The following is a 25,869-nucleotide window of genomic DNA, read 5'->3' as shown; positions in this document are numbered from 1 at the left end:
AGTATTTCATGGATCCAGGCTTTTTTCTATTCCTTCTCTCTCATCCAGACAATCATCTCTCCCTCTCCCCGGTTATTCCAGCAGGAGTAAGGGACTGCTTTAAAATCCGCCTCTTTATAAACCGGCTTTTCTTCCCCATAGAGGGAATCGCCGGCCTTCCCATAATCAATACGGACTCCCTTTAGTCTGGCGCACAAGGTGCCTTTTAAAAGTTCATGATCATATTCTTCCTCTGGCTCCACTCTGGTATCTATAACCGCTGCTGATAAATAATTGCCGTTGTCGACCTCTTCCAGGCAATAAACCACCGGCCCTTTCATCAGACTGACTTTTCCTATATTATGACGCACTCTGGGATTGGACCTGACGTATCGGAACGGAACATTCAGTTCAACCACAACCACATCTCCCTTTTCCCACATCCGTTTTAAATAGAGATACCCTTTTTCCGGCTGTACCGTCTCTTCTCTCCCATTGATTTTAAGCACTGCTCCCCTGCTGTATGAAGGAATACGCACAGCCAGGGTAAATTCTCTTCCCTCTTCCTGGGGATTTACAGAAAGAGTAACGGTTCCGCTTGCAGGATAGTCGCATTCCTGTCTCACGCTTACACCAGTGCCCGAAAGCTGACACTCAGCGCTGCTTTGTATAAAGAGATTAACATAGAGTGTGTTTTTATCAGAAGCGTATATGTAATTTCCAAGGGAAGCCAAAGTCCTTGCTATATTTGGCGGACAGCAGGCAACTCCGAACCAAAGCTGTCTGGTTGTCTTTACATGCCGGTAAGTTGGATTCTTCTTTACTGTATCAGGCACCACTTCCAATGGATTTACATAAAAGAAATGTTTTCCGTCCATTGCAATTCCTGCAAGCAGAGTGTTGTATAAGGCCTTTTCCACAATATCCATGTATTTCCCATCTCTTGTGAGATGAAACATGCGGTTGGAAAACATGGCAAGTCCCACCGTGGCACAGGATTCCGAATAGTTTGTGTCATTGGGAAGATCATAATCCCCGGTGAAACGTTCGCCATAAGAGGCCGATCCAATGCTTCCTGTTATATACATCCGCCTGTTCACGATATTGTCCCAAAGCGTTTCGCACTGGCGGATAAGGGACTCATCCTGATACTCATATGCCAAATCAGCCATTGCGCTGTAAAGGTAAACAGCCCGGACACAATGACCTTCCGCTGTCTGCTGCTGCCTTAAGGGCATATGCGACTGATTATAATCCAGATCAAAATCTTTAAATTCAGGAAAAATGTAATTTCCGTTTTTAATACAGTCTTCATTTAAAAAATAGCAGGGATTTTCCCCTCTTGTTCTTACAAAATAATCCGCAAGCCAAAGATAGTTTCTGTTCCCTGTTATCCGGTATAGTTTTACAAGAGCAAGCTCCACCTCGGGATGACCCGGATAACCATGGATTTTTCCTTCTTCAGGTCCAAAAACAAGGCAAAGATAATCCGCAAACTTACATACTACATCCAGTAACTTTCTCTTTCCGGTTGCCTGATAATACGCCACTGCTGCCTCAATCATATGGCCTGCCGTATAAAGTTCATGCCCCTCGAATAAATCTGACCATCTTTTATTTCCGGTAATTGTATAATAAGTATTCAGATACCCGTCCTCACACTGGGCTGCTGCAATCAGATCAATGGTCTGGTCAGCCGCTTTTTCAAGTTTTTGATTTCTGTTTTTATTGAGGGAAAAAGCAACTGCTTCCAGCCACTTTGCAGCATCAGTATCCTGAAATACCATACCCTTATGCTCTCCTGCTTCCTCACCGCCTGCAATGCGGAAATTCCTGATGCAGTAGCTTTTTTCCGCTCCCTCAACCCGGTCATTAATAAGATCCCACTGAAACGGCAAAATCACCTCATCCACCAGATCAATATATTTATCCCAGAATGAATCCTGTATTGCAACATGCTTTAAATTTGCATCTGTCAGTTTATTCCCCTCCATACTGTTTCCTCGCTCTGCTATCTTTTTTTCTAATTAAGTTTTCTTACTGACTCCCCTTCAATCAGGGCACAGGGAAGCGTAATGTTCACATCTCCCACACTGGCTCCGCTTACGCTCTCAAGCAAAAGCTCCATGGAGCGGTATCCCATCTCCTGCAAAGGCCTTTCCACCGTTGTAATCCTTGGCGTTACATATTGAATAATATCCGCATTGTCAAAGCCTGTGACAGAAACATCATCGGGAATCTTAAGTCCCAGCTCTTTTGCCGCATCACAGACCCCCACCGCCATATCATCATTCATCGCCACAATTGCAGTGGGGCGGCCGGTTTTTCCCAATAGCTTTTTCGCCGCTTCTTTTCCTTCCCGGTATTTCCAGTTTCCACAGGTTATGTTCTCCTCTTTCACGGTAATTCCTGCTTCTTTCAACGCTTTCAAAAACCCATTGTACCTTAATGCAGCAGGTTCCGACTCCTGTCGTCCATTAATAACCCCAAATTCCCTGTGACCGTTATTAATCAGCATCTGTGTCATCTGATAAACCGTCTTTTCATTGCTGTAGCGGACCGATGAACCTTCACCGTCTGTATAACAGTAGCAGTAAACCACCGGTTTTTTAATATTGCCAAGAATATGGCTGATTTTCCGGTCATGCATGCCTACATAAATAATGCCATCCACCTGCATTCCGATCATCACATCAAGTGCCTTATCAATATCCTTCTGGTAATTAGAAATGTGGTCAAACTGAGATTCAATTTTATTCAACAGTCTTAAATTGCTCAGTATGGTATTGTATCCTCTTGCTTCCGCAATTTCATTGATTCCGTCAATAATATAAGCAGTGTGCCATACCGTTACATCCTCTACAATCACTCCAACCAGAAAGGATTCATTCCTTCTTAAGCTCTTGGCCAGAATGTTGGACCGGTACCCGGTTTCCTTAATAATCTTCTCTACCTTTTTTCTCGTCTCATCACTTACCTGTGCCGTATTATTCAAAACATACGAAACCGTCGCAACTGATACACCAGCCATTGATGCAATTTCCTTTAGTGTCATGGGGTTTTCTACTCTCTCTTTCTATTTACCTGTTTATCCCTTCAGACCAGACGTTTTAATTCCTTCCACTAAAAATCCGGATCCAAACAGATAAAGCAGCATGGGAGGCAGAATCATCAATGTGGAGGCAGCCATGATCGAAGGCCAGTTGATTACAAACGCATTACCTGAAGTATACATAAATGTCGTCATAAGTGCAATGGTCAGAGTCCTCCATTTATCACTGTTTATGTAAAATACCGGCTGCGTCAGCTCATTCCACCAGAATACACAGGACAGCACTCCAATCGTCGTAAAGGTTGACTTAGACAGCGGAATGAGTACACGGAAGAAAATCCCGATTCTGCTGCAGCCATCCATGGTAGCAGCTTCATCCAGTTCCTTAGGGATGGAACGGAAAAACTGCCGGAATAAAAATACGTTGTACGGATAGGCAAAAAATGCAGGAACGATCATGGGAAGCAGAGAATCCAGCCAGCCAACTTTTCCGAACATAATATACTGAGGGACAATTAAAGCAATATTGGGAATCATCATGGTACCGACGATCAGGGAAAAAATCAGATTTTTCCCGGGAAACTCCATTCTCGCAAGCGGGTAAGCTACCAGCGAGGAGGATATTAAAGTTCCCAAAGTGGTACCCGCCATCAGAAGCACCGTATTTCTTACATATAGTACATAATTGGAATGATAAAATATATATTTATAATTTTCTATCGTCCCTTTCTGCGGCAAAATACCGGAAGATGATGTAAACTCTGTTAAAGTTTTAAAGGAGCCGGTGAGTACCCAGATGATCGGAGAAAACATGATTATCCCCACCAGAATTTTAATCATGAAAACCAGAATCCGGCCGGCTTTTTTTCTTGTTTTAGCTGATTTCATGTACTCTCTCCCATCAATTTTCATAATAAACAATTTTTTTCGAAATTGCGAATATCCCGATTCCAAAACAGCACGCAATCAGAAACAGTATTACGGACATGGCGCAGGCATAACCAACCTTCATATTGCTGAATGCTTCTTTATAGATCAAAAGGCTGAGCACCTGGGACATTCCGTTTGGATCACCATTTTCTCCAGTCAGGGGATATAAAAGAGCAAACGAGCCATTTAATGCGCTGATACAGCCCATTACTGCGTTAAAAAGCACAATAGGCGATATCATGGGCAGGGTAATCTTAAAAAATTTCTTAAAAGGGCTGGCTCCGTCAATCTCGCATGCCTCATAAAGTTCTCTGGGCACATCGTTTAATCCGGAACGGAATATAAGCATCATCTGTCCGGTGTTATACGTAAACAGAGTGATGAAAAACAGAGCCAGATAGACTGTCCGGCCGTCATACAGCCAGTTGACCATCACATTCTTACCAGTAAATGCGGAAATAATTCCATTTAACAGTCCTGCCTCCTTTCCGAATATGGTACGGAATGTATAGGCAAGTGCTACCGTCGGGATTACCGACGGCAGAAAATAGCAGAACTGAAAGAAACCATTTAATCTTTGCCTGTAATTCAGCAGCAGTGCCATCACCACCGCCCAGACCGTAGTTACAATCATCATAACAACCGTGAAAAACAAAGTAACCCGAAAAGAATTCCAGAACGTGGCACTTTGAAACATATTGATATAATTTGCCAGACCTATGAACTGCGAAACACCACTCAGTTTCCGGTTTGTCAGACTGACTGCAAATAAAAAAGCAATGGGAAACAGGGTGAAGCAAACAAATCCTATCATCCACGGAGCACAAAAAGCATAAGCTGTCAGATGATTCTTAAGCTTTTTGTTCTTTGCAGACTTACTGCTTTCATTTACCATTATCATTCACTTTCCTTCCAGCTTTGCAGTCTAGTAACCAATGGTTTCCTTCGCATAGGCATCAGCTTTTTTAACAGCCTCTTCGGGAGTCTTCTGTCCCAGAACTGCCGCGTTAAATTCGCTGACTGCATTATTGGTAACTCCGGACGGAAGGCAGGTATATCCAAATACGCCGGCTTTTAAAGAATCCGTCATTGCTTCCCAGTTCTTCACAGAAGTGGCACTTTCCACTTTCCATGCACCTTTTTCTGCAATGGATTTAATGGCAGAGGGATTTCCGCTGGATCTGGAGTTAATGGTCTGCCCTTCTTCCCCCATAAGATATTCAATTACCTTAAAAGCAGCATCCTGGTTCTTACTCTTGGCATTGATGCTGTAAAAACCGGTATGCAGGGTATTATATTTAATCTTGTCCGTGGGTATGGTTGCAATATCCCACTGGAACGGAAGGCTGCTTCCATAAGTTCCGATATTCCAGCTTCCCTGCCAGCTCATGGCTGCTTTGCCGGAGGCAAATAAATCAGCTGTATCGGAAGATGGTTCCGGCATCACACCGCTTTTTGCCATAGCTGCCACATCCGAGACAAAGGATACCGCTCCGCTGCCGATCACCATCTGTCCCTTGGACGGATCGTATACCTTGTCGCCTGCCCCTCCGATTCCAGCCCACCAGGTCTGGGTGTTGGGAAGTGTGCAGCCGTACTGCTTCGTTGTGCCGTCAGCCTCCTTTATCGTCAGCTTTTCAGCTGCAGCCTTATAATCGTTATAAGACCAGTTGTTGTCGGGGTATGGAATACCGGCGGCATCAAACATATCCTTATTATAGTAAAGAAGCTCTGTCGCAGCGCACCATGGCAGACCATATGTACCCCCAAGCCCGGCAGACAGTGCGGAAACTGCATCAATAAAATCCTTAGTCTGAATGGATGAATTTTTTAAGTAGTCATCCATGGAAATAATACCGCCTGCTTTTGCAAAATTAGCAATATCATTCTCCCATATCACATAGATATCAGCAGAATCATCACCTGTGGAAACCATCTGGTTTAATTTGGACGAATAATCACTCTCCGGGATCACAGTCACTTCCACTTTGATACCGGTAGCTTTTTCCGCCTGCGCATACATATTCAGTGCCTCATCCTTATTCGGTTCATTCCATACTGCTATGGTAACCTTCTGTTCTCCGTCTTTTTTTGTTTCACCTGATGATGATCCCCCGGTTGTCTGTCCTCCCTTTGTACTGCAGCCAGCCAGCATACTCACTGCTGCCGCTGTCAGGAAAATCCGTCCCCATAAATTCTTCCTTCTCATTAATCTTCCCTCCAAATATTTTTCTATTTAATCGTTTAAACTATCAGGCTTTAAAATCGCCAAAAGATAATTAGGTATCTCTCAGCGCAGCTTCTATTTAAACGTTTAAACAAAGGATTATATAACACTCATTACATATATTAACTAATATTACTATATAATATTATTCTTATTTTGTCAATTATGTATTAAATTATTATTATCCTCTTTTTAAAATATACTTTTTCCATTTAAAGGTTTAAACCCAGTGCAATGTATGAAAAATAATAGTGCTTTTATTCTTCTCTCTCAATCTTCAGAGCGTTGTTTTTTTGCCTCTAACACTTCGCGGTAATCATTTTCTGCCCGAAGTCTATCCTTTTTCTCCTGGCGGTTTTGACTCATCATAATGATTGATGCCTGAATCGCAGCTATACAGGATAAGATCAGGTTTAATAAGATAAAGGGGTAAGGATCAAAGGAACTTATCTCCCAATTGAGGATCTTGGTATGGTTCATGATGAACAGCTTGCCATTCGAGACAGAGAAATGAGTCGTTATGAAAAGGGACTTGCCTCTCCAAAGAGCGGTAGAGATCTTGACGAATCAGCTTATGAGCAGGCAATTTCCATGCGTGATTACGCATTTTCTCATATTGCGACAACCATGAAGTTTATCGAAAAACAGCATCCAGAATTTGCAGAAGAAAGGGCTGTATCTCAGGTTCAAGAGGAAGAAGGCGATAATGGGATCAGTCCCATCCCCACCCCCTTGCCTCAAAATCCCAAGGGGCTCAAAGAGGAAAAGTCATATGGATCAGCAGTAAGAATCGTTTTACAAAACGAATTTACTGTAAGATGATTGTCAAGTGTCACTGTACGGCCATCTGGAAGGGAAACAGTTCCTGTCATTGTGGAAAGCAGATAACAATACATACGAGTCCCTGTTGCAACTGGCCAGTGGCTGTAAGCACGACCATGTGAAGCTATTTCTACATCAACGACACAGTCATCTTTTACCATCTTTAGTCTCCATTTAACTGGCATGTATATACCACTTCTTGGATCTTCCCACTTTTCAATAGTTTCATACTCAACCGCACCATTACCAGGGCCAAAATCAACTTGCTTATCAGCATACTTTACAAAGCCGATTTTATTTGGACCTGGCTGGAAGAAGTTAACTTTAACATCTCCTTGAATTGTGTAAAGCCACCACATCCAATTAGGTACAGGCAGATTCTTAACTGGGTCGTTTGACTGACCTGTAATGATGTGTTCACGAACTCCATATCCATTCTCAATCTTTAAATCATATTCTGATGTGCGAATAGTTCCATTCACATTAACAAATGCATCATATCCCGCACGGTCATTCTCATTAGCCTTTGAGAACGGACCCCAGTTCCAAAGAGCTGTACCAATTTGCTCATACACAAGATCAAGTTCAGCATCACCAGCTTTTCCGTTGATGTTCCATGTAGGAGGAGCTGCTACAAATTTAAGTCCATTAAAGTCCCAAGTGATTTTATCCTCTGCCTTTGTAACCGTAAATTTATCATTGTGTAAACGCTCCTTAGGTGTCCAGCCAACACGTACAAAGTTGTTGTCTTTCATCGTACCACGCTGTGATTTAGGTACAACAATTAACTGAATTTCTCTTTCTGCTGACTGACCTGGTCCCCAGATGCCTTTTCCATTTCCAAAAAGAGCATAACCGGCTGCCCATAACAGAATATCGTAATCTCCTGCTTCTGCAACAACTCCTGCAGCTGTTTCTTCCCATATATCAGTTTGTGATGAAGGTACTGAAAGTGACTCAAAATGTGTCACTTCATCTTCTAATGTAATTGCTTCATGTGAAGCTTTAATGTTGTTATACTTTTCATTGTAATCATTTGCCATAGTCTGTTTTCCTCCTATAATTCGTTAGTTGTTTTGTTGATGAATAAAGTATATAATAGTTTTTATAAATAGTGAAACACTTAATCAATTCATGTTAACACTCAATACATACATAATGCAAAGAGGATACATTTATGGAAATAAGACAATTACAGTATTTTTTAACAGTATGTGAAACATTACATTTTGGAAAAGCAGCGGAACAGTTACATATGGCTCAGCAGCCACTAAGTTTTCAAATTCATAAATTAGAGGAAGAATTGGGATATAAATTATTCTATAGGACTACAAGATCGGTATCTATTACCCCTTCAGGTATTGAATTAAGGGATAAAACCATAAAAGCCTTGTCATATCTCAAGCAAGGAGTGGAAACTGGTAAACTGATTGCCGATGGAAAGATTGGTAAACTAAGAATTGCATATAATAGTATGATTATCAGCACCTCTGTTACAGAGATTCTTTCGGCATTTAAAGAAAAATATCCTCAAGTTGAATTGATATTAGAAGAAATGAATTCACCCGACCTTGAAAACAGTGTGTCAAATCAAGAGGTGGATGTTGGAATAGCTGGATTAATATGGAAATCTTATGATGATTTAAATTATCAATTAATTGCAACCGAAAATTCATCTATTGCAATTCCAAAGAATTGGGATTTGGCAAATCAGGATATTTCAAGTCTGTCAGAATTAAAAGACCAGCCTTTTATAACCTATTCTCAATCTTCTAAATGGAAATCCTATGGTGATTTCATGTCTGTATGTCATTTAGCAGGATTCACACCTAATGTTGTACAAGATGCTGAAACAGATATTTCTGTATTGGGATTGGTTGCATCAGGATTAGGTATAGCCCTTGTCCCAAATTGCTATACCAATATATTAAATGATACAATCTGTTACAAACCATTGAAAAATCCAGAAGTACATATTGATATCTCTCTTGTTTGGAACAATGAAAATATATGTCCGATGGCTCAAAACTTTATTGATCTAGCTGGTGAATATAAAAATCTCCCTGTATCAATCAATGTTTCTGATTGTTCTTGAAAACAATTGTAATTATACTTCTTCCTAAAGAACGCAAAATATAGGAGTTGAAGATTTTCATCTTCAACTCCTATATTTTGAACTTTTATGCATGCTGAACTTTCAATTATATTACCCATTACAAAGGTAGATAAAATACAGCACATATGAAATTAACATAACATCACCACATGGTTCTCTCATTCGTTTATGACCTAAGTTCGGACTCCCATAGACTCCAGATAAGTCTTAATCTGACCAAATGTCAGTCCCTGAAAATATAAATCGAATATCATCCTCACAATCTTAAATTCCTTGTCCATTCTAATAGAATCCAAATTCCACATGCCTTGAACCGAAAAAATGATGCCGGGTGAGCCTGGTGGAGCCTTGGCGGAAAAAGTTCATACGTTAATTTTTCTGGACTTCAAATACACTATTTACATTAATGATTCCATACCCCCAACTCCTATTCGGATAAGTTAACTTTCTGTCTCTTATAGCTCCCCTGACTAAATAGTTCTTCATCTCAATCGTGTCCAGTCCAGGTCTGTTTCCCTTAATCACCGCCCATTCGAAAATCATGGCTACGATGCCTGCAGTATGTGCTGCAGCTACACCAGTACCCGTATACGGGATAAATTCTTTATTTTGATTTGGTGCAATATAATTCACACCAGGTGCAGCTAACTCCGGCTTAATTGTTCCATCTCTTGTATACCCTCTGCCTGCGTTTATATACAGGTTATTATTTGCAATATCATATGCTGTAATCGTAATAGGAAGTGCTGCTGTTCCAGGATCCAATAAAGTCACATTATCGTCCGCATTGATAAAGTAAGTGCCGCTGGTTATCATATTTCCCATAGGCAGCCATATATCAATGTCACAGGGTACATTTGTCAGGTTATATACATTAAACTTCCAAGTACCGGGAGTAATATTCTGAAAGCGCATTAAAATCAGCGGCTCCCCAGTCGGTGTCTGGGCTAGTTGGAAATCAATATATATTCTCGTACCTTCAAAAACAAATGAAACCTCTTTACTAAGTCTTATAGTTGCTGATATTCTTGGAATAAGTTCACCACTTGGCGATAAGATATCAATGGCATATATACCAAATGCATTCCCCCAAAATTCCATGGAAAATCCATCTTCATTCTTAGCAACATTAAGCTCAACGCTGCAAAAACCACTGGCATCATTGATATTATTGTGATAATGTCTTCTTAAAATTCCTTCATTTCCAGCCGGCACCACGACTGCTGTATTCGGATAGTCTCCAATAATTGATAAAAGCGTTGGTAAAGGAGCATATCCATTATGCGATCCTTGTGAAGTTCCCATGCCTGTCAAAATAACAATTGGCCTGTTAAGGCTCCTTGCTAACTGAGTACAATATTGTACTCCCCACATAATGTGGTTTTCCTGATAGCAGGGTATATCTTTTGGAACAATAAAAAAGTCTCTTAAGTAATCTTTTGCTTGCCTTAATTTAACAATAATCAAATCACTTTCCGGTGCCACGCCTGCAAATCCTGCTCCCGGCACTTTATTTCCTGCCGCCACTCCAGCTAACATCGTTCCATGTCCGATTTCATCAATACTTGGAACGATTTTAAAAGGATCTTCGGAAGCCAGGGCCTGATTAATCTGCTGGTTATTATATTCAGATCCAAAATCTGCTCCAGGAGGAGTAGTTCCGGCTGCAATGGTCTGATCCCATATGGATAAAACTTTTGAAGTTCCATTTGACTTTATAAATACTGGATTCGTATAATCAATACCGGTATCAATAATACCTATCAGCACTCCGCTGCCCTGTAAATCAAACCCCGGCATTCCTCTTAAGCTGGATACACCGGAGGCTCTAAGGCTTTCTTCACTGGTCAGTCCATATAACTTTGGTATTGCTGTATACCCAAAGAGACTAATTGCCTGTTGCGTTATCTGAGATACCGGTACATGTACAATAGCAAAGGCTTCGTTCATATAACGTATATAAGCCTCCTTGTAACTGTTTAGAAGTGCCGGATTGTTTAAGTAAAATACAATCAGATCAGCATAATCTTCGTTATCTAAACGCATCCTTCTCTCTCCTCTCATATCTCTTATGGTTATCCCCTTTTAACTCCCGGATCGTAAACTTCTGAACACATTGTAAATATCAAGAATGCCGTACCCCCATTCACGGTTCGGATATGTCAGACTGCTATTACGTCTGGCTCCTCTTTCGAGTAAAATCTTCATTTCAATCGAATTCATAAATGGAATATTACCTCTGACTACCCCCCACTCTAATAACATGGCTGCAACTCCTGTAGCATGTGCAGCTGCAACACTGGTTCCGCTAAATACAGCAAAACCCTGATTCAGGGTTGGGCCAACAATATTCACACCTGGGGCTGCAATATGAGGGGTAATGACCCCTATGCTTGAATAACCTCTGCCTGCTTTCAGATATAAGCTGTCATCTTCCGGATTATATGCTGTCACTGTAATTGGCACAGGGTTATTTGCATAGGCTGATACGGTAATGTCTGGATCCGATTCTAGAAAATATGTGTTATCTGAGATAAACCCTTCCATCGGCAGCCATATATTAAAACCAATTCTTACATCCCCTTTCTCGTAAATCCTAAATTTCCAGATTCCCGGAGCTGGTTTTATAAATCGGAAGAAAATCAACTGACTACCGGTTTGTGTTTCTGATACCTGATAATCAATATAAATTATGGTTTCTTCAAAAATAAAACTGACCTCCTGAAACTCATCTCTACTTTCTATTTGCTGTACAAACTCTCCTGAGGGGGATATAATATCAACCGAATAAAAATTAGGTTGTTCGCCCCATAGCTGCATAGTAAAATTGCCCTCATTCTTACCCACTCTCAGTTCCACCATATCAAAACCGGAAGATTCATCTATCATTCCAAAATAGTGCCTCCTTGCATTCCCTTCATTCCCGGCTGCTATGATACATGCGATCTGTGGAGTTGCTGCGACTAAAGCATTATAATTATTAAAGGTTCCTCTTCCATCATGGGGGCCTTCTGAGGCTCCAAATCCGACACATATGGCCATTGGTCTTGATAGCTTTGCATATACACTGGTTAAATATTGCAGTGCAAAAGCAAAATCATTTTCCTGATAAGCGACCGCATCCATTGGAATGCATAAGTACTCCTTAAGATACCGCTTTGCCTCTTTCAATTTTACGATGACAAATTCCGCCTCTGTGGCGATACCATAAAAATTATTCTCAGGGGATTCCTTTCCTCCGGCGACTCCCGCGAGCATAGTACCATGACCGATTGTATCCCTGGTCGGTACTATCTCAAAGGGATCATCACTTTGCAAAGCCTGATTTATCTGTTCTCTTGTATACTCCGTTCCATATAGAAAGCCTTCCGGCGGACTACCGCTTTGTATCGTCTGATCCCAGATCGATACAATTCTGGTCGTACCATCTGCATTCCGAAACACTGGATTCGTATAGTCAATCCCTGTATCATAAATGCCAATCAAAACTCCGTTCCCATAAAGATTAAAGACCGGAAAATTGCGTAACATCGATATTCCTGACGCCTCAAGACTATTCAGGCTTAATAAGCCCACGATGGAAGGGATTGGACTATATCCAAGCTCAGCAATGGATCGCTTTGTAAAGTATTTTACCGGAAAAGTAACTAAGGATATTTGAAAATGAATGGGAATAGCAACTGCCTCAGGAATTTTATCCAAAATACTTTGGACCTTCCCAGTTTCCACAACTAAATCAGCATAGTCTTCACTAACAATTCGATTCCTATAATCTTCTGCCATGATAACCACCTATTTATCTGTTACATTTATATATGGAAATACTTAAAAATGTATGTCAGAATAACTTTCGTAAAACCACCAAAAAAGGAGCCATTGCACAATAAGTGATATCAATCACTTATGGTGCAATGGCTCCCGCCTGTCTGTCAGACTTATTGTGTCATCGGCTCATTTCACTCTGAGGTCCCTTATCATTGTGTTCCCGAATTACAGTATTAACCTCACTTAAGTCAGAGGTAGGAAGATCTCCTGGTATGGTATTTTTTAAAGCTGCAGTGGCATTGCCATACTGAACCGCCTTCATGCAGTCACCGCCAGTGCTTAAAAGACCATAAAGCGCACCTGCTATATAGGCATCTCCGCTTCCGATCCGATCCACTACATCAATATTATGGTAAGGTTCTTCCTCATAATATTCGTTTCTCGCAGCATCGTAAATAATAGAACCGAATGTATGGCTCTTCGGACTATGTACGATTCTCTGCGTAGACGCCACGATGGAAATAGGATAATCCTCAGTAAAGCTCTTCATCATCTCTTTGGCAGTTCCTTCTTTTTTAAAAGTCAGCCTCGCCGTGTCTTCCGAGCAGAAAAAGATATCCACATAAGGAAGTATCTGCTCGATGCAGGCTCTTGCTTCCTCTCCTGTCCATAAATTTCCACGGAAATTAACATCAAAAGAAATGATCGTGCCGCTTTCTTTGAATTTGCGTATCATATCAATGGCGGTTTTTCTTGTATTCTCACACAAAGCAAGGGTAATGCCAGTGGTATGAAAGCAGGTAGTTGCTTTATACATATCATCCGGAAAAGAGGCTTCACTGATATTATAGAAAGAACTGTTCTTTCTGTCGTAGATCACCTTGGGCTTTCTGGGATATGCACCGTATTCATAATAATAAAGACCAAGTCTGGCATTGGAGCTTTGATCATACACGAAATAATCATCACTGATTCCATAAGAACGCACTTTGTTCTTTATAAAATTCCCCATGTCATTGGCTGGAAGCTGTGTTACCACACCGGTATGAAGCCCTAAAAGAGCCGCACCTACCGCAACGTTTAACTCTGCTCCGCCAACCTGTTTTTGAAAGGAATCTCCCCGGACCAGCCTTTCCACTCCATCCGGAGACAGACGTAAAAGCAGTTCTCCCAGGCTTAATAAATCAAATGGTCTGTCACTCATCTTGATCGTTCCTCCATAGATTTTAAAAAAAGGGGGTCATTGCATAATGACCCCCGATGTCTTTCCCCGTTCAGTTAGAGGCAGTCATATCTTCTGCCAAAATCAGTTCAGTTAAATTATCTCTGAACACGTCCTGATCCGTCACCGCCAGCCAGGCTGTCAACATCTTCTCTGGATACAAGGTTGAAGTCGCCAGGAATGGTGTGCTTTAATGCGGAAGCAGCTACTGCATATTCCAGAGCAGCCTTGAAATCTTTCTTATCAGCCATACCGCAGATTACGCCTGCTGCGAAGGAATCTCCGCCGCCTACACGGTCTACGATTGGTGTGATGTGATATTTTCTGGAATGATAGAATTCGCGGGTTGCACCATCCATAATGCATGCAGACCAGCCGTTATCGGAAGCGGAATGGCTTTCACGTAAAGAGCTGATTACATACTTGAAGTTGAACTTGTCAACCATCTGATTGAAGATATCTACATATCCCTGTAATTCCAGTTCTCCGGAAGTTACATCAGTGTTGCCTGGCTTGAAGCCAAGTACTTTCTCTGCATCTTCTTCGTTACCGATACATACATCAACATACTGCATTAAGTTTGTCATAACCTTCTGAGCTTTCTCAGAAGACCATAATTTCTTACGGAAGTTTAAGTCAACGGATACAGTCACGCCGTGTGCCTTAGCTGCCTTTAAAGCTGCCTCAGTCAGTTCTGCTGCACTGTCGCTGACAGCAGGAGTGATTCCTGTAAAGTGGAACCAGTCTGCGCCCTCAAAGATCTCATCAAAGTTAAAGTCTGCTGCTGTTGCTGTAGAGATAGAGGAATGTGCTCTGTCGTATACAACAGTAGAAGCTCTCATGGCAGAGCCTGTCTCTAAGAAATAGATACCAAGTCTTTCACCGGTTTTTGCAATGTGCTTTGTTCCAACATTGTATTTTCTTAATGCTGCAACTGCGCAATCACCGATTGGATTCTTCGGAACTGCTGAAACGAATTCAGCTTCATGTCCGTAATTTGCAAGAGAAACAGCTACGTTTGCTTCGCCGCCGCCGTAATTTACATCAAACTCATCTGCCTGAATAAACTTTTCATTGTTCGGGGTAGATAATCTTAACATGATCTCGCCCATGGTTACGATCTTTGCCATTTTGTATTCTCCTTAATTCTTAAGTTGTTTTCTATTATTTGCGAGCTGCTGCCACTGCTTCAACGAATTCTTTTGCTTTTGCTGTAACTGCTGCAAAATCGCCTGTATTAGCGCCCTTTGTCAGGCTGCTGCCTGTACCAACGGCATATGCGCCTGCCTTAATCCACTTGTCAACGTTATCAACGTCAACACCGCCGGATGGCATGAAGTCGCCCTGTGGAAGGGGTCCTTTAAAGGAGCTGATCGCTGCCGGTCCCATGATGTTGCCTGGGAAGATCTTGATTACGTCACAGCCGCACTCCAGTGCAGTGATTGCTTCGGTAGGAGTCATAACACCTGGAAGCATCGGTACTCTGTAACGATTGCAAAGCTTAATAGTCTCTACGTTTAAGCCCGGGCTTACCACATAGTTTGCTCCTGCAAGGATTGCTGCTCTTGCAGTCTCAGGATCAAGAACAGTACCTGCTCCGATTACAACATCATCATTGGCGCTATATTTTTCAGACATTTTAGCGATGAATTCAATTGGGTTTCCTTCATCCATAGTCATGGTGATTTCAATAAAATTAATTCCGCCTGCAATAATTGCATCAACGACCTTCTCGCCCTGTTCCAGGCTTTTCGCACGAACAACAGCAACCAGACAGTCTTTTTTCATCTTTGATAAAACTTGTTCTTTTTTCATGATTGTTCTTCTCTCCTTTTTTAAATTCGTATATACGAATTAACTTCATATTTACGATTCTTATACTTGAAATATTAATCGCTTCCAGGCATTTTGTCAATAAGTAATCCTCATATTTTTCCAAGAAAGCCTAATAACCTGGAAACCTCCATTCCCTTCTTCGAAACCAGTTTTCCAAGAGCCTCATAATCCTCTGCCGGCTTATATAAGCTGGATATGCTGATTGCCCCCAGTACGTTGCCATCCCGGTCAAAAACCGGAGCTCCCACGCACTGCATATGCTCTTCCATCTCTCTTGCATCAAAAGCATATCCTCTTTCTCTGACCTGTTCCAGTTCAGCAAGAAGGCCTTCTCTGTTTTCAATGGTACGTTCTGTATGCCGGGTAAACCGGATGCGGCTGATGATCTGATCTCTGTTTTCCTCATCACTGTAAGCCAGAATCACCTTCCCTAATGAAGTACAGTACATGGGATTTTTAGATCCGACCGTGGCTGTTGTAATAATAGGATTCTCCGGTTCGAACTTACATATGTATACAACATGATGATCCGATGGAACTCCGAAAAAAACGGTTTTGCCCACTTCCTTGGAAAATGCCTTCAGTACCGGCTCAATGATTCCGATAAAGTTTAAATTATTGGTATAATTCACACCGATCCGGTATGCCATTAAGCCAATGGTATAGTTCTGCTTCTGCCCCCGGGTCACATTAACCATGCCCATCTCTCCCAGAGTGGTGACGATATCGTAGGCGCTGGTTTTGGGGAGGTCCAGTTTCTGGCAGATATCATCTAACGTCGCGCCTTCCGGTGTTTTCGAAATAAGCTTCAGAATTTCTACTGTACGCTGTGTGGTTCTGTTAAGTTTCATGGTATAGCCTCCATTTCCAGAATCTAGTATACTCCCGGGGTCTATAAAAAAGCAAGATTATTTTCGCATATACGAAGTATTTGTAAGTGTTTACAGGATTATACGGATTTTCTGTATTATTTTTCAAAAAAAATAAATGGGGGATTGTAATATATACCATAATTATGTATAATAACCTAGGAATGTAAATACTTACAATTACGGAGGGAATGCTTTTGAATATTTACGATGTTTCCGAACATGCTCATGTTTCAATCGCCACCGTCTCCCGCGTGATTAACGGGAATCCCAATGTCAGTGAAAAGACCAGAAAACGGGTTCTCGCTGTCATGGACGAGCTTGGCTATACACCGAATGTGTTCGCCAGAAGCCTGGGGCTTAACACCATGAAGACCATTGGAATCATGTGTGCGGATTCCTCTGACCCATGGCTGGCAGAGGCTGTCTATTATCTGGAAAAGCAGCTGAGAAGCAGCGGATATGATTCCATCTTATGCTGCAGCGGCTATCTTCCCGAAACCAAAAAGAAGTATCTGGAACTGCTGCGTTCCAAGCGTGTGGATGCCATTATACTTACCGGTTCCCATTATGTGGAGGCGAAAGACAGGGACAATGCATATCTCATGGAAGCCGCGAAAGACATTCCCATTATGCTGGTCAACGGCTGTCTGGAAGGCGGACAGATTTACAGTACGGTCTGTGACGATCATGCCGCCGTTTATTCTGCTGCAACAAAGCTTTATGAGTCAGGCCGGTCAGCATTACTATATCTATATTCCGGCACTTCATACAGCAATCTGCGCAAGCTGTCAGGCTATCGCCAGGCTACAGTATCCGCCAGTTTACCGGTGCGGGATGAGCTTATGGTTCTCTGCTCCAAAGATCCGGATCTTGCCATGGAACAGCTTAAGGAACTGTCCGCTTCCGGAATAAAATTTGACTCCGTTCTAGCTGCTGAGGATATTTTGGCTGTCGGTGCGGTAAAATATGCAAATCAGACCGGAATTTCCATCCCTGAGGGATTAAGCATCATCGGATATAATAATTCCATATTGTCCCGGTGCACAACGCCCGAAATTACTTCCGTGGACAACAAGGTTGAGGCTCTCTGCACCACTACCGTCAATACTTTGATGAGGGTGTTAGAAGGAGGCAATGTGCCTGCTAAGACTACCATTACTCCAGAGCTGATTAAGCGAGGTACTACTAATTTCTAATCATATATATTTAAGGAGGACTCTCTAACATGAAACAGTTTATGGACAAGGACTTTTTACTGTCTACCCAGTCTGCAAAAGATCTTTATCACAATTATGCGGCAAAGATGCCTGTCGTTGACTATCACTGCCACATCAATCCACAGGAAATTTATGAAGACCGCAAATTCGATACCATCACTCAGGTATGGCTGGGCGGCGATCATTATAAATGGCGTCAAATGCGTTCCAATGGTGTAGAAGAAAAATACATTACGGGAGATGCCACTGACAGGGAAAAATTCCAGAAATGGGCAGAAACCATGCCAAAGCTGATCGGGAACCCGCTTTATCACTGGAGCCACTTGGAGCTTCAGAGATATTTTGGCTATACCGGCTATTTAAATGCAGATACAGCAGAAGAAGTCTGGAACTTATGCAACGAAAAGCTTCATCAGGATTCCATGAGTGTCCGCAATTTAATCAGGCAATCCAACGTAACATTAATCTGTACCACAGATGATCCTGCAGATACATTGGAATGGCACCAGAAAATCGCTGCAGATTCCACGTTTGAGGTAAAGGTTCTTCCAGCATGGAGACCGGACAAGGCCATGAATGTTGAAAAACCTGATTTTGCTGCTTATATTGCAAAACTGTCTGCCGCAAGCAGCATGGAAATCAAGGATTTTGCTTCTTTAAAGGCCGCTTTGAAGAATCGTATGGAATTCTTCGCCAGCCAGGGCTGCTGCGTATCTGACCATGCACTTGAGTATGTGATGTATGTACCTGCTGACGATGCGGAGCTTGATGCAATCTTTGCAAAGAGCATCTCCGGAAAAGCTGTTACAAAGGAAGAAGAACTGAAATACAAAACTGCATTTATGGTATTTGCAGCAAAAGAATACAACCGCATGGGATGGATCATGCAGCTTCATTACGGCTGTAAGAGGGACAACAATGCTCTTATGTTTGAGAAGTTAGGACCTGATACCGGATTTGACTGCATCAACAATTATGCTCCTTCTGCACAGATGGCTGATTATCTCAATGCTTTAAGCGCTACAGATGAGGTACCAAAGACAATCATCTATTCCTTAAACCCCAATGATAATGCTTCCATCGGAACAATCCTCGGCTGCTTCCAGAGCCAGTTCCCAGGTAAGATCCAGCAGGGTTCTGCATGGTGGTTTAATGATCACAAAACCGGCATGACAGAGCAGATGACCTCTCTTGCCAATTTAGGCTGCCTTGGAAACTTCATCGGTATGCTCACCGATTCCAGAAGCTTCTTGTCTTATACCAGACATGAATATTTCCGCAGAATTCTTTGTGAGCTGGTAGGCGGCTGGGTAGAAAACGGAGAATATCCGGATGATCAGAAAGCTTTAAAAGAGATTATTGAAGGCATTTCCTATAACAATGCTGTAAAATATTTTGGATTCTAAATTATATTCATAAAAACAGGGTGCCGCGAAAAACTGCTGATTTCCAGCGGCTTTGCGGCACCTTTTTTATCTATACGATTACTGCTTTTCATAATTTTGGGGAATCAGATATACATTTTCGTTCCCGCTGTCTGAATCCGGCTGCTTTACAATCAGGAGATTATCCCCATAGGAAAGCATGTCACGGATACTGGATGTGTCATTTTCCAGATCAAAATTCTGCATCTCAATTTTTCCTGTTCCTGTATCCATCCTGTAGATTTCGTTGGTATTTCTTTTATATAGAAACTGATATGGACTTGGATGAGAATAATCACGGATACATTCAACATCATTTTCATATAAAATAACCCGGTTATCACCTTCACCAAACTCACATACAATCGTATTATTGGAATAATCCGTAATGGAAAAATAATTATGAAACACTGAGAAGGAACCTATCCCACTGGTTATTTCATACTTCTTCAAGACATCGGTTATGTCTGTTTCACTGATAAATGAAAAATCCGAATCATATTTTACAATAAAGCAATTCATATCTGAACCGGAATTACTTTTTTCTATGGTATATAAATATTTCTCATCACTTGTAATATATATAATCTGACGTGATGTGTTATCTTTTTTCGAATCCTGCGCCTCAGCTTTTGAATGAAGCCTGACCTGTATCATGTTTTTGCTGCTGTCCAGGGTCTCCACAAAAGACTTTACTCCCCCATTTTCTGAATAATCCCCTTGCAGAGATACCAGTTTATTATCTAAGCCTGTTAATGGTATCAGCTTCTGGGAATACATGTTTTTTGATTCCGCAACCATTTTATCTGTTGAAAAATCTACAGCATACAAGTCATTCTCCAATTCTGTCCCATTATATAAACTTACATAAAAATAGAGAGTGTTATTTATCAGTGCGTTGCTTATCCCTTTTAAAGCAAAATTATCTATGGTTAAAATCTTTTTGTTGCTTCCATCCTGAAAATTATAAATATAAAAGTCTGCAGCCGGTCCGATCATCTCCATATACAATAATTTGGTTTCATAAATATCAATATAGGTCCTTAAAGCAGAGTTATCAAAGGCCGCATTGTATGCCTGGACTTTACTTGATGAGTCTTCACCGGTGTTTCCCCGATCAGACCAGATATGGCAGCCTGGCAGGAATAGGATGCATAGTATGATTAACGGCACGATAAAACCTTTGATTTTCCTGTTCATTTATTCAAGAACTCCCTCTCTACGTCTGGAAAAGACGAAAGGGAAATATCCCCTCAGCCTTTTCCAGAATCCTTATACTATATAAAATTAATACATTAATCCAATATTTACTTTATTATATGCCTTATAAAGAGTGGCAGCGGACTTGGTATATGTCCATGATTCTCCGTCTAACCCGGAACCGGAATACCCGATCCATGGATCGCCCAGAGCAAATGCGGACTTATCACTTTTTGCTCCGTACACAGACATAAAATGACCATTTGTTGAATAAAGCCAGCCGTCACTGGTTGAAAAGGTCAGGCCTATAATCGGAGCTGCTTTTGATGTGGATACTCCGCTGTACAGTAAATTGCTCATCTCAGACGAGGACTGGTTATATTTTCCAACGTATGTGTTCCTTCTCTGCTGCCCATTTATATATGTTATCATATCCGCAAGATAAGAACCGTTGGTGGTTGTCCTGCAGCCATATGCAATATCCGACTGGTTACGGGAAACGCCGAGATAATTTAATGCAGCCTGAACACACGCCGGACCACAATTATAATTAGTTATCTGGCTGTATACGGTATATCCGTTTAAATACCTCCAGGAAGCTGATGCCTGGCGTGAAAGGTTGTTACTCAGCAGATCATCCTTTTTAAAACCAGATTTATCCTGTGGTCTTGCTGAACGTGCACCGTTTGGAGCTTTTACAATATCTCCGCCTGCAGGTCTGCTTTCCCCGCTTACAGATACCGCTTTCGCTTCGATATATTCCTTTGCAGAGTCTCCCTGGGATGCAAAGGAAATGCTGTTGGCTGACGCCGCCATTGTTAAAGTCAAAAACATTAAAAGAAACTTTTTCATTTGTTTTCCCTCCATTTTCTTTTGTGATAGTTCCATTTTCGTATTGCCGGATATCTGGTTAATCTTCGTGTAATGCACTTTTTCGACTCACCTCCTAAACCTACACCTTTTAAGAAACCGGTTCCAACTTCAGTTACAAAGTGAATGAATCACAATGTCAGTATACAACAAAATTCTACAAAAAACGGGAGCATGTTGAAAATAGCAGTTTGTATGTAGTAAAATGCAACTTTCTGGGGTAAATGTATTTTATTACAACAAAAAGAATGTTGAAAGTGTGCTCTCCAGGCACACCCCAACATTCCGTATAGATCCTTTTTTATAGCCCAATGTAATACAGCGCTCCTGGTACAAGAGTTCCGGTATGAAGCCTTATTGTTCCAAGCGCCAGATATCCATGAATCAGCGAAAGCGCTGCCAGTCCAACCCCCGCAGGTTTATGGAATTTTCTGATCCACATTCTCAATCTGGTTATTACCCGGTTTTTTCCCTGAAAGAACAACCGGTTGATCTGTCTAAGCAAATACGGCAGCATTACGTTATTAAAAAAAGTGCTGCAATAAAAGATTATTATAAAACAATCAATATTACAGCACTCTTTCTCTAATACTATATAATTACCTTAACCGGACACTTAGCAGCACATTTACCGCAATTGGTGCATTTCTCATAATCAATAATTGCAACGTTATTGTCCATATGAATGGCATCAAATTCACACTGCTTGATGCACATGGTACAGCCAATGCAGCCCACATCGCATTTAGCCTTAACATCTTTTCCTTTGTCGTGGGAGTTACACTGAACTAAGTACTCCGCTTTATAAGGAACCAGATCAATTAAGTTGTTGGGACAGGAAGCCACGCATTTGCCGCAGGCAACGCACTTCTCCTTATCAACGACTGCAATGCCGTCCACAACATGGATCGCATCAAATTCACATGCTTTCACACATGATCCGTATCCCATACAGCCATAAACACATGCCTTCTCACCAGCTCCCGGTACGACTGAGATCTTCCGGCAGTCATCAATTCCGTAATAATTATACTGAACTTTTGTCTTATCACAGGTACCTTTACATTTAACAAATGCAACCTTTTTCTCAGCTGCGCCTGCAGACACACCCATGATCTGACTGATCTTTTCTGTTACGGAAGCGCCGCCTACAGGGCAGGCACCAACATCAGCCTGGCCTGCAGCAATGGCTTTTGCAAGAGCATCACAGCCTGCATAGCCGCAGCCGCCGCAGTTGTTTCCCGGCAGCTCATTTCTGACCAGGATTTCTTTTTCATCAACTTCAACTTTAAATTTCTCGCTGGCAATGCCGAGGAATACGCCAATCAGAATACCGATAATGCCTACAACGGCTGCCGCAAAAATAATTCCTGTTATCATATTCTTTCGTCTCCTCCCTTAAATTAATCCGGAAAATCCGAAAAATGCAATCGCCATCAGGCCAGAGGTAATCAGAACAATCGGTGATCCCTTAAAGGAATGAGGAACGTCATTATATTCGATTCTTTCACGGACACCAGCCAGCATGATAATGGCAATGGTGAAACCAACAGAAGTACCCACACCGTTTATAACACTCTCCAGAATGTTATAACTCTTCTGAACATTGGTCAGTGCCACACCTAAAACAGCACAGTTGGTTGTAATCAGAGGCAGATACACACCCAGTGCCTCATAGAGTGCAGGCATGGATTTCTTTAAAAACATCTCTACAAACTGTACCAGCGCTGCAATGACCAGAATAAATACGATGGTCTGTAAAAATTCCAGATGGAGTCCCACTAATACACTTTTATAGATTAAACTGGTAACAAATGATGCGATGGTAATAACAAAGATTACAGCTGCGCCCATACCGGCAGAAGTTTTCACATTTTTGGAAACTCCAAGGAATGGACAAAGGCCGAGAAACTGACTGAGCACTACGTTATTAACCAGTGCGGAGCCAATAGCAATTAATAATAATTCTTTCATCGATCCACTCTCCTATTCGTCTTTCCTGGAAGTTGCAGATTTCAATTCTGCTTCTTTTCTGGCTACTTCTGCTTTTTTTGCTGCAAGTGCTTCTTCTTCTGCCTGTCTTTTTCTTGTTTCCAAAACCTCATGGTTTGACATGCAGGAAGAACCGGAACAGGACATACAGTTGCCTCCGCAGGCTAACTTGGATGGCGGAACGGAACCATTGGTTGCAGACGGAGCTTTGAATTTGTTCTGCAGGGCAGTTAAAATCGAAAGTACAAAGAATGCGCCTGGAGCCAGAACAAAAATAGCGATATGGTAGTTCTCAGGAATAAATTTAATTCCGAATGCGGCACCGGACCCCAGGATCTCACGAACCAGACCGATACAGGTTAAGGCGATGGTAAATCCAAGTCCCATACCAATTCCGTCAAAGGTGGAGGCCACCACGCCGTTCTTGGAAGCATAGGATTCTGCACGTCCTAAGATAATACAGTTAACAACGATCAGCGGAATATAGATTCCAAGAGCGGAATACAGGCTTGGTACATAGGCCTGTAAAAGCAGCTGCACGATCGTAACAAGAGTCGCTACAATAACGATGTAAGCCGGGATTCTGACACGGTCCGGAATAATCTTACGCATAGCGGAAATAATCATATTGGAAAATAACAGTACCACAGTCGTGGAAAGCCCCATACCTGCTCCGTTAATCGCAGATGTGGTAACAGCCAGAGTCGGACACATACCGAGCATCAGCACGAAGGTCGGGTTCTCTTTTACGATACCGTTAAATAAACGTTCTGTACATTTGTTATTCATCTTCCCACCTCCTACTGATTCATATAGTGATGCACATAATACAATGCCGCGTTGACAGCATTGGTAGTTGCACTTGATGTAATGGTAGCGCCGCTGATGGCATTGATCTCGGCATCACCTGCATTGCCGGACTTGGTAACAGTGAGTGATTCCGCACTCTTTCCGGTATACTGGCCTTTAAATTCCGGTTCTTTTGCCTTAAGACCTAAGCCCGGAGTATCGCTGATTGCCAGAAACTCAATACCGCTTATACTTCCATCCGCTTTGATTCCCACGGAAAGCTCTACTGTACCGCCATAGCTGTCATCCGAATGGGACGTAATGACATAACCCAGCAGAGTGCCGCTTCCATCTACTGCCTGAAGTGCATTGTTTACGCCTACATTGCCAAAGTTCTGTGTCAGCAGCTCTGTATTACAGGTTTCAATGTCTGCCTTCATCTTATCATCAGACTTAAAATCCGCCGCTTCCGGAAACACTGCCTTATATGCCTCAATATTGGCTGCAAGCGTTGCTTTTTCAATAGGTGCCTTCGTAATCTGATAAGCACCGCCCAGCAGAAAGCCGGAAACCAGAGTAATGACAAATAAAATTAACGCGTCTTTCATATATCCGCCACTCTTCATCTTATTTGCCCTCCTTTCCAAATGCTTTTGGAAGAGATATCTTCTCAATCAGCGGCACTAGAATATTGCTGATGATGATCGCATAGGATACTCCCTCTGCAGATCCTCCGAAAAGCCGGAACAGACCGGTAAGCACACCTAAAAGAATACCAAAGTAAATCTGCCCCTTTGGGGTAACCGGACTGGTTACATAATCAGTTGCCATAAAGAATGCACCAAAAATAATACCGCCGCCGCATAAATGAGTCAGCACATACATCAGGTCATGCTGTCCGAAGATAAAGACGAACAGAGAAAATGTTATTAAATAGGCTGCCGGAATCCGGATTGATATTACTTTTCTGGCGATTAAATACGCCGCACCAATGAGCAGCGCGATGACAGAAACTTCTCCAATGGTACCTGGAATTCTTCCGATAAACATGGCTGCCACATCAACTGACTGCCCCGCTTTAAATGCTGCAAGAGGAGTAGGGCTTACGACCGCGTCATTGTATGTAAACGTGGTCATGGGACCTGCAAAAGCGATCAGAAGAAAACATCTTGCTGCAAGAGCCGGGTTCATAAAGTTCTGTCCCAGTCCGCCGTAAAGCTGTTTTACAACGATGATTGCAAATACACCGCCTAAAAATGGCATCCATAACGGAATTGCCGGAGGCATGTTAAGTCCAAGAATCATTCCGGTTACAAGTGCACTTCCGTCACTGACAGTCACCGGTTTCCCCATCAGGGTTTCAAATACATATTCACTTAATACACAGGATAAAATGCTGACAAGCAGAACCAGTGCAGCCTTTACTCCAAACTGATATACACCATACGCAGTAGCCGGGATCATGGCAATTGCTACATCCAGCATTAAATTTTGTGATGTTACCTGATCTCTGACATGAGGTGATGATGATACGTTTAATAATTTACTCATACTTC

General features: G+C 42.0%; 26 protein-coding genes. 4 read left to right on the top strand and 22 right to left on the bottom strand.

All coding sequences use genetic code 11. From position 1 onward, the window contains the following. Nucleotides 1-26 precede the first annotated feature (26 nt). From V7D18_RS13560 to V7D18_RS13535, 6 genes are all read right to left on the bottom strand, one after another. Nucleotides 27-1,973: a glycoside hydrolase family 127 protein gene (locus tag V7D18_RS13560; RefSeq protein ID WP_426154804.1), complete on the bottom strand. Its 1,947-nt coding sequence runs from the start codon at nt 1,971-1,973 to the stop codon at nt 27-29. Between the two features lie 29 nt (nt 1,974-2,002). After that, nucleotides 2,003-3,034 (bottom strand): LacI family DNA-binding transcriptional regulator, encoded by a 1,032-nt coding sequence (locus tag V7D18_RS13555; RefSeq protein ID WP_426154803.1) that lies wholly within the window; start codon nt 3,032-3,034, stop codon nt 2,003-2,005. A gap of 33 nt (nt 3,035-3,067) precedes the next feature. Then, on the bottom strand, nt 3,068-3,919 hold the full coding sequence (locus V7D18_RS13550; protein WP_426154802.1) for a carbohydrate ABC transporter permease: 852 nt from the start codon (nt 3,917-3,919) through the stop codon (nt 3,068-3,070). A 13-nt stretch (nt 3,920-3,932) separates the two neighbouring features. Next, nucleotides 3,933-4,862 carry a carbohydrate ABC transporter permease gene (locus V7D18_RS13545; RefSeq protein WP_426154801.1) on the bottom strand — a complete coding sequence of 310 codons (930 nt, stop codon included), beginning with the start codon at nt 4,860-4,862 and terminating at the stop codon, nt 3,933-3,935. Nucleotides 4,863-4,886: 24 nt separating this feature from the next. Then, on the bottom strand, nt 4,887-6,170 hold the full coding sequence (locus tag V7D18_RS13540) for an ABC transporter substrate-binding protein (RefSeq protein ID WP_426154800.1): 1,284 nt from the start codon (nt 6,168-6,170) through the stop codon (nt 4,887-4,889). A gap of 288 nt (nt 6,171-6,458) precedes the next feature. Next, complete coding sequence (locus V7D18_RS13535) at nt 6,459-6,668, bottom strand: DUF1003 domain-containing protein (protein ID WP_426154799.1); 210 nt, start codon at nt 6,666-6,668, stop codon at nt 6,459-6,461. Between V7D18_RS13535 and V7D18_RS13530 the strand changes: the two genes are divergently transcribed. Continuing rightward, complete coding sequence (locus V7D18_RS13530) at nt 6,660-7,010, top strand: hypothetical protein (protein WP_426154798.1); 351 nt, start codon at nt 6,660-6,662, stop codon at nt 7,008-7,010. The genes V7D18_RS13535 and V7D18_RS13530 overlap by 9 nt on opposite strands. On the opposite strand, the gene V7D18_RS13525 is transcribed toward V7D18_RS13530, so the two are convergent. Next, a complete protein-coding gene (locus V7D18_RS13525) occupies nt 6,926-8,053 on the bottom strand; it encodes a hypothetical protein (protein ID WP_426154797.1) in 1,128 nt (375 codons plus the stop codon). The genes V7D18_RS13530 and V7D18_RS13525 overlap by 85 nt on opposite strands. A 134-nt stretch (nt 8,054-8,187) precedes the next feature. Between V7D18_RS13525 and V7D18_RS13520 the strand changes: the two genes are divergently transcribed. Beyond that, complete coding sequence (locus V7D18_RS13520) at nt 8,188-9,105, top strand: LysR substrate-binding domain-containing protein (RefSeq protein ID WP_426154796.1); 918 nt, start codon at nt 8,188-8,190, stop codon at nt 9,103-9,105. Between the two features lie 194 nt (nt 9,106-9,299). On the opposite strand, the gene V7D18_RS13515 is transcribed toward V7D18_RS13520, so the two are convergent. From V7D18_RS13515 to V7D18_RS13485, 7 genes are all read right to left on the bottom strand, one after another. Further along, the gene (locus V7D18_RS13515; RefSeq protein WP_426154795.1) at nt 9,300-9,407 is read right to left on the bottom strand and encodes a recombinase family protein; all 108 of its coding nucleotides are present in this window, start codon (nt 9,405-9,407) and stop codon (nt 9,300-9,302) included. Nucleotides 9,408-9,495: 88 nt separating this feature from the next. Further along, the gene (locus tag V7D18_RS13510) at nt 9,496-11,172 is read right to left on the bottom strand and encodes a S8 family peptidase (protein ID WP_426154794.1); all 1,677 of its coding nucleotides are present in this window, start codon (nt 11,170-11,172) and stop codon (nt 9,496-9,498) included. 39 nt (nt 11,173-11,211) lie between these two features. Next, nucleotides 11,212-12,909, bottom strand: a complete 1,698-nt coding sequence (locus V7D18_RS13505; protein ID WP_426154793.1) for a S8 family peptidase — start codon at nt 12,907-12,909, stop codon at nt 11,212-11,214. A gap of 160 nt (nt 12,910-13,069) precedes the next feature. Continuing rightward, a complete protein-coding gene (locus tag V7D18_RS13500) occupies nt 13,070-14,095 on the bottom strand; it encodes a sugar kinase (RefSeq protein WP_426154792.1) in 1,026 nt (341 codons plus the stop codon). Nucleotides 14,096-14,211: 116 nt separating this feature from the next. Continuing rightward, nucleotides 14,212-15,243, bottom strand: a complete 1,032-nt coding sequence (locus tag V7D18_RS13495; RefSeq protein WP_170821685.1) for a PfkB family carbohydrate kinase — start codon at nt 15,241-15,243, stop codon at nt 14,212-14,214. Nucleotides 15,244-15,277: 34 nt separating this feature from the next. Next, the gene (locus tag V7D18_RS13490; RefSeq protein WP_314459231.1) at nt 15,278-15,928 is read right to left on the bottom strand and encodes a bifunctional 2-keto-4-hydroxyglutarate aldolase/2-keto-3-deoxy-6-phosphogluconate aldolase; all 651 of its coding nucleotides are present in this window, start codon (nt 15,926-15,928) and stop codon (nt 15,278-15,280) included. A gap of 110 nt (nt 15,929-16,038) precedes the next feature. Continuing rightward, nucleotides 16,039-16,800, bottom strand: coding sequence for an IclR family transcriptional regulator (locus V7D18_RS13485; RefSeq protein WP_426154791.1), 762 nt, complete (start codon nt 16,798-16,800; stop codon nt 16,039-16,041). A 215-nt stretch (nt 16,801-17,015) separates the two neighbouring features. Between V7D18_RS13485 and V7D18_RS13480 the strand changes: the two genes are divergently transcribed. Further along, on the top strand, nt 17,016-18,017 hold the full coding sequence (locus tag V7D18_RS13480) for a LacI family DNA-binding transcriptional regulator (protein WP_426154790.1): 1,002 nt from the start codon (nt 17,016-17,018) through the stop codon (nt 18,015-18,017). A gap of 29 nt (nt 18,018-18,046) precedes the next feature. Next, a complete protein-coding gene (uxaC, locus tag V7D18_RS13475) occupies nt 18,047-19,444 on the top strand; it encodes a glucuronate isomerase (protein ID WP_426154789.1) in 1,398 nt (465 codons plus the stop codon). A gap of 78 nt (nt 19,445-19,522) precedes the next feature. Here uxaC and V7D18_RS13470 read toward each other — a convergent pair whose 3' ends face one another. The 8 genes from V7D18_RS13470 to V7D18_RS13435 all read right to left on the bottom strand — a co-directional run bounded on the left by V7D18_RS13470 (nt 19,523) and on the right by V7D18_RS13435 (nt 25,864). Beyond that, nucleotides 19,523-20,662: a hypothetical protein gene (locus tag V7D18_RS13470; protein ID WP_426154788.1), complete on the bottom strand. Its 1,140-nt coding sequence runs from the start codon at nt 20,660-20,662 to the stop codon at nt 19,523-19,525. 87 nt (nt 20,663-20,749) lie between these two features. Then, complete coding sequence (locus V7D18_RS13465) at nt 20,750-21,514, bottom strand: C39 family peptidase (protein WP_426154787.1); 765 nt, start codon at nt 21,512-21,514, stop codon at nt 20,750-20,752. A gap of 319 nt (nt 21,515-21,833) precedes the next feature. Then, complete coding sequence (locus V7D18_RS13460) at nt 21,834-21,974, bottom strand: hypothetical protein (RefSeq protein ID WP_426154786.1); 141 nt, start codon at nt 21,972-21,974, stop codon at nt 21,834-21,836. A gap of 149 nt (nt 21,975-22,123) precedes the next feature. Next, complete coding sequence (locus V7D18_RS13455) at nt 22,124-22,912, bottom strand: RnfABCDGE type electron transport complex subunit B (protein WP_426154785.1); 789 nt, start codon at nt 22,910-22,912, stop codon at nt 22,124-22,126. Between the two features lie 18 nt (nt 22,913-22,930). Beyond that, a complete protein-coding gene (gene rsxA / locus V7D18_RS13450) occupies nt 22,931-23,506 on the bottom strand; it encodes an electron transport complex subunit RsxA (protein ID WP_426154784.1) in 576 nt (191 codons plus the stop codon). 12 nt (nt 23,507-23,518) lie between these two features. Beyond that, nucleotides 23,519-24,313: an electron transport complex subunit RsxE gene (gene rsxE, locus V7D18_RS13445; protein WP_426154783.1), complete on the bottom strand. Its 795-nt coding sequence runs from the start codon at nt 24,311-24,313 to the stop codon at nt 23,519-23,521. A gap of 11 nt (nt 24,314-24,324) precedes the next feature. Then, nucleotides 24,325-24,939, bottom strand: a complete 615-nt coding sequence (locus V7D18_RS13440) for an RnfABCDGE type electron transport complex subunit G (RefSeq protein ID WP_426154782.1) — start codon at nt 24,937-24,939, stop codon at nt 24,325-24,327. Nucleotide 24,940: 1 nt separating this feature from the next. Beyond that, nucleotides 24,941-25,864 carry an RnfABCDGE type electron transport complex subunit D gene (locus V7D18_RS13435; RefSeq protein WP_426154781.1) on the bottom strand — a complete coding sequence of 308 codons (924 nt, stop codon included), beginning with the start codon at nt 25,862-25,864 and terminating at the stop codon, nt 24,941-24,943. Nucleotides 25,865-25,869: the final 5 nt, after the last annotated feature.

Source organism: Lacrimispora sp. 38-1, from assembly GCF_049890855.1.
Lineage (GTDB): Bacteria > Bacillota > Clostridia > Lachnospirales > Lachnospiraceae > Lacrimispora.
This window is presented reverse-complemented; position numbering and strand designations above follow the sequence as displayed.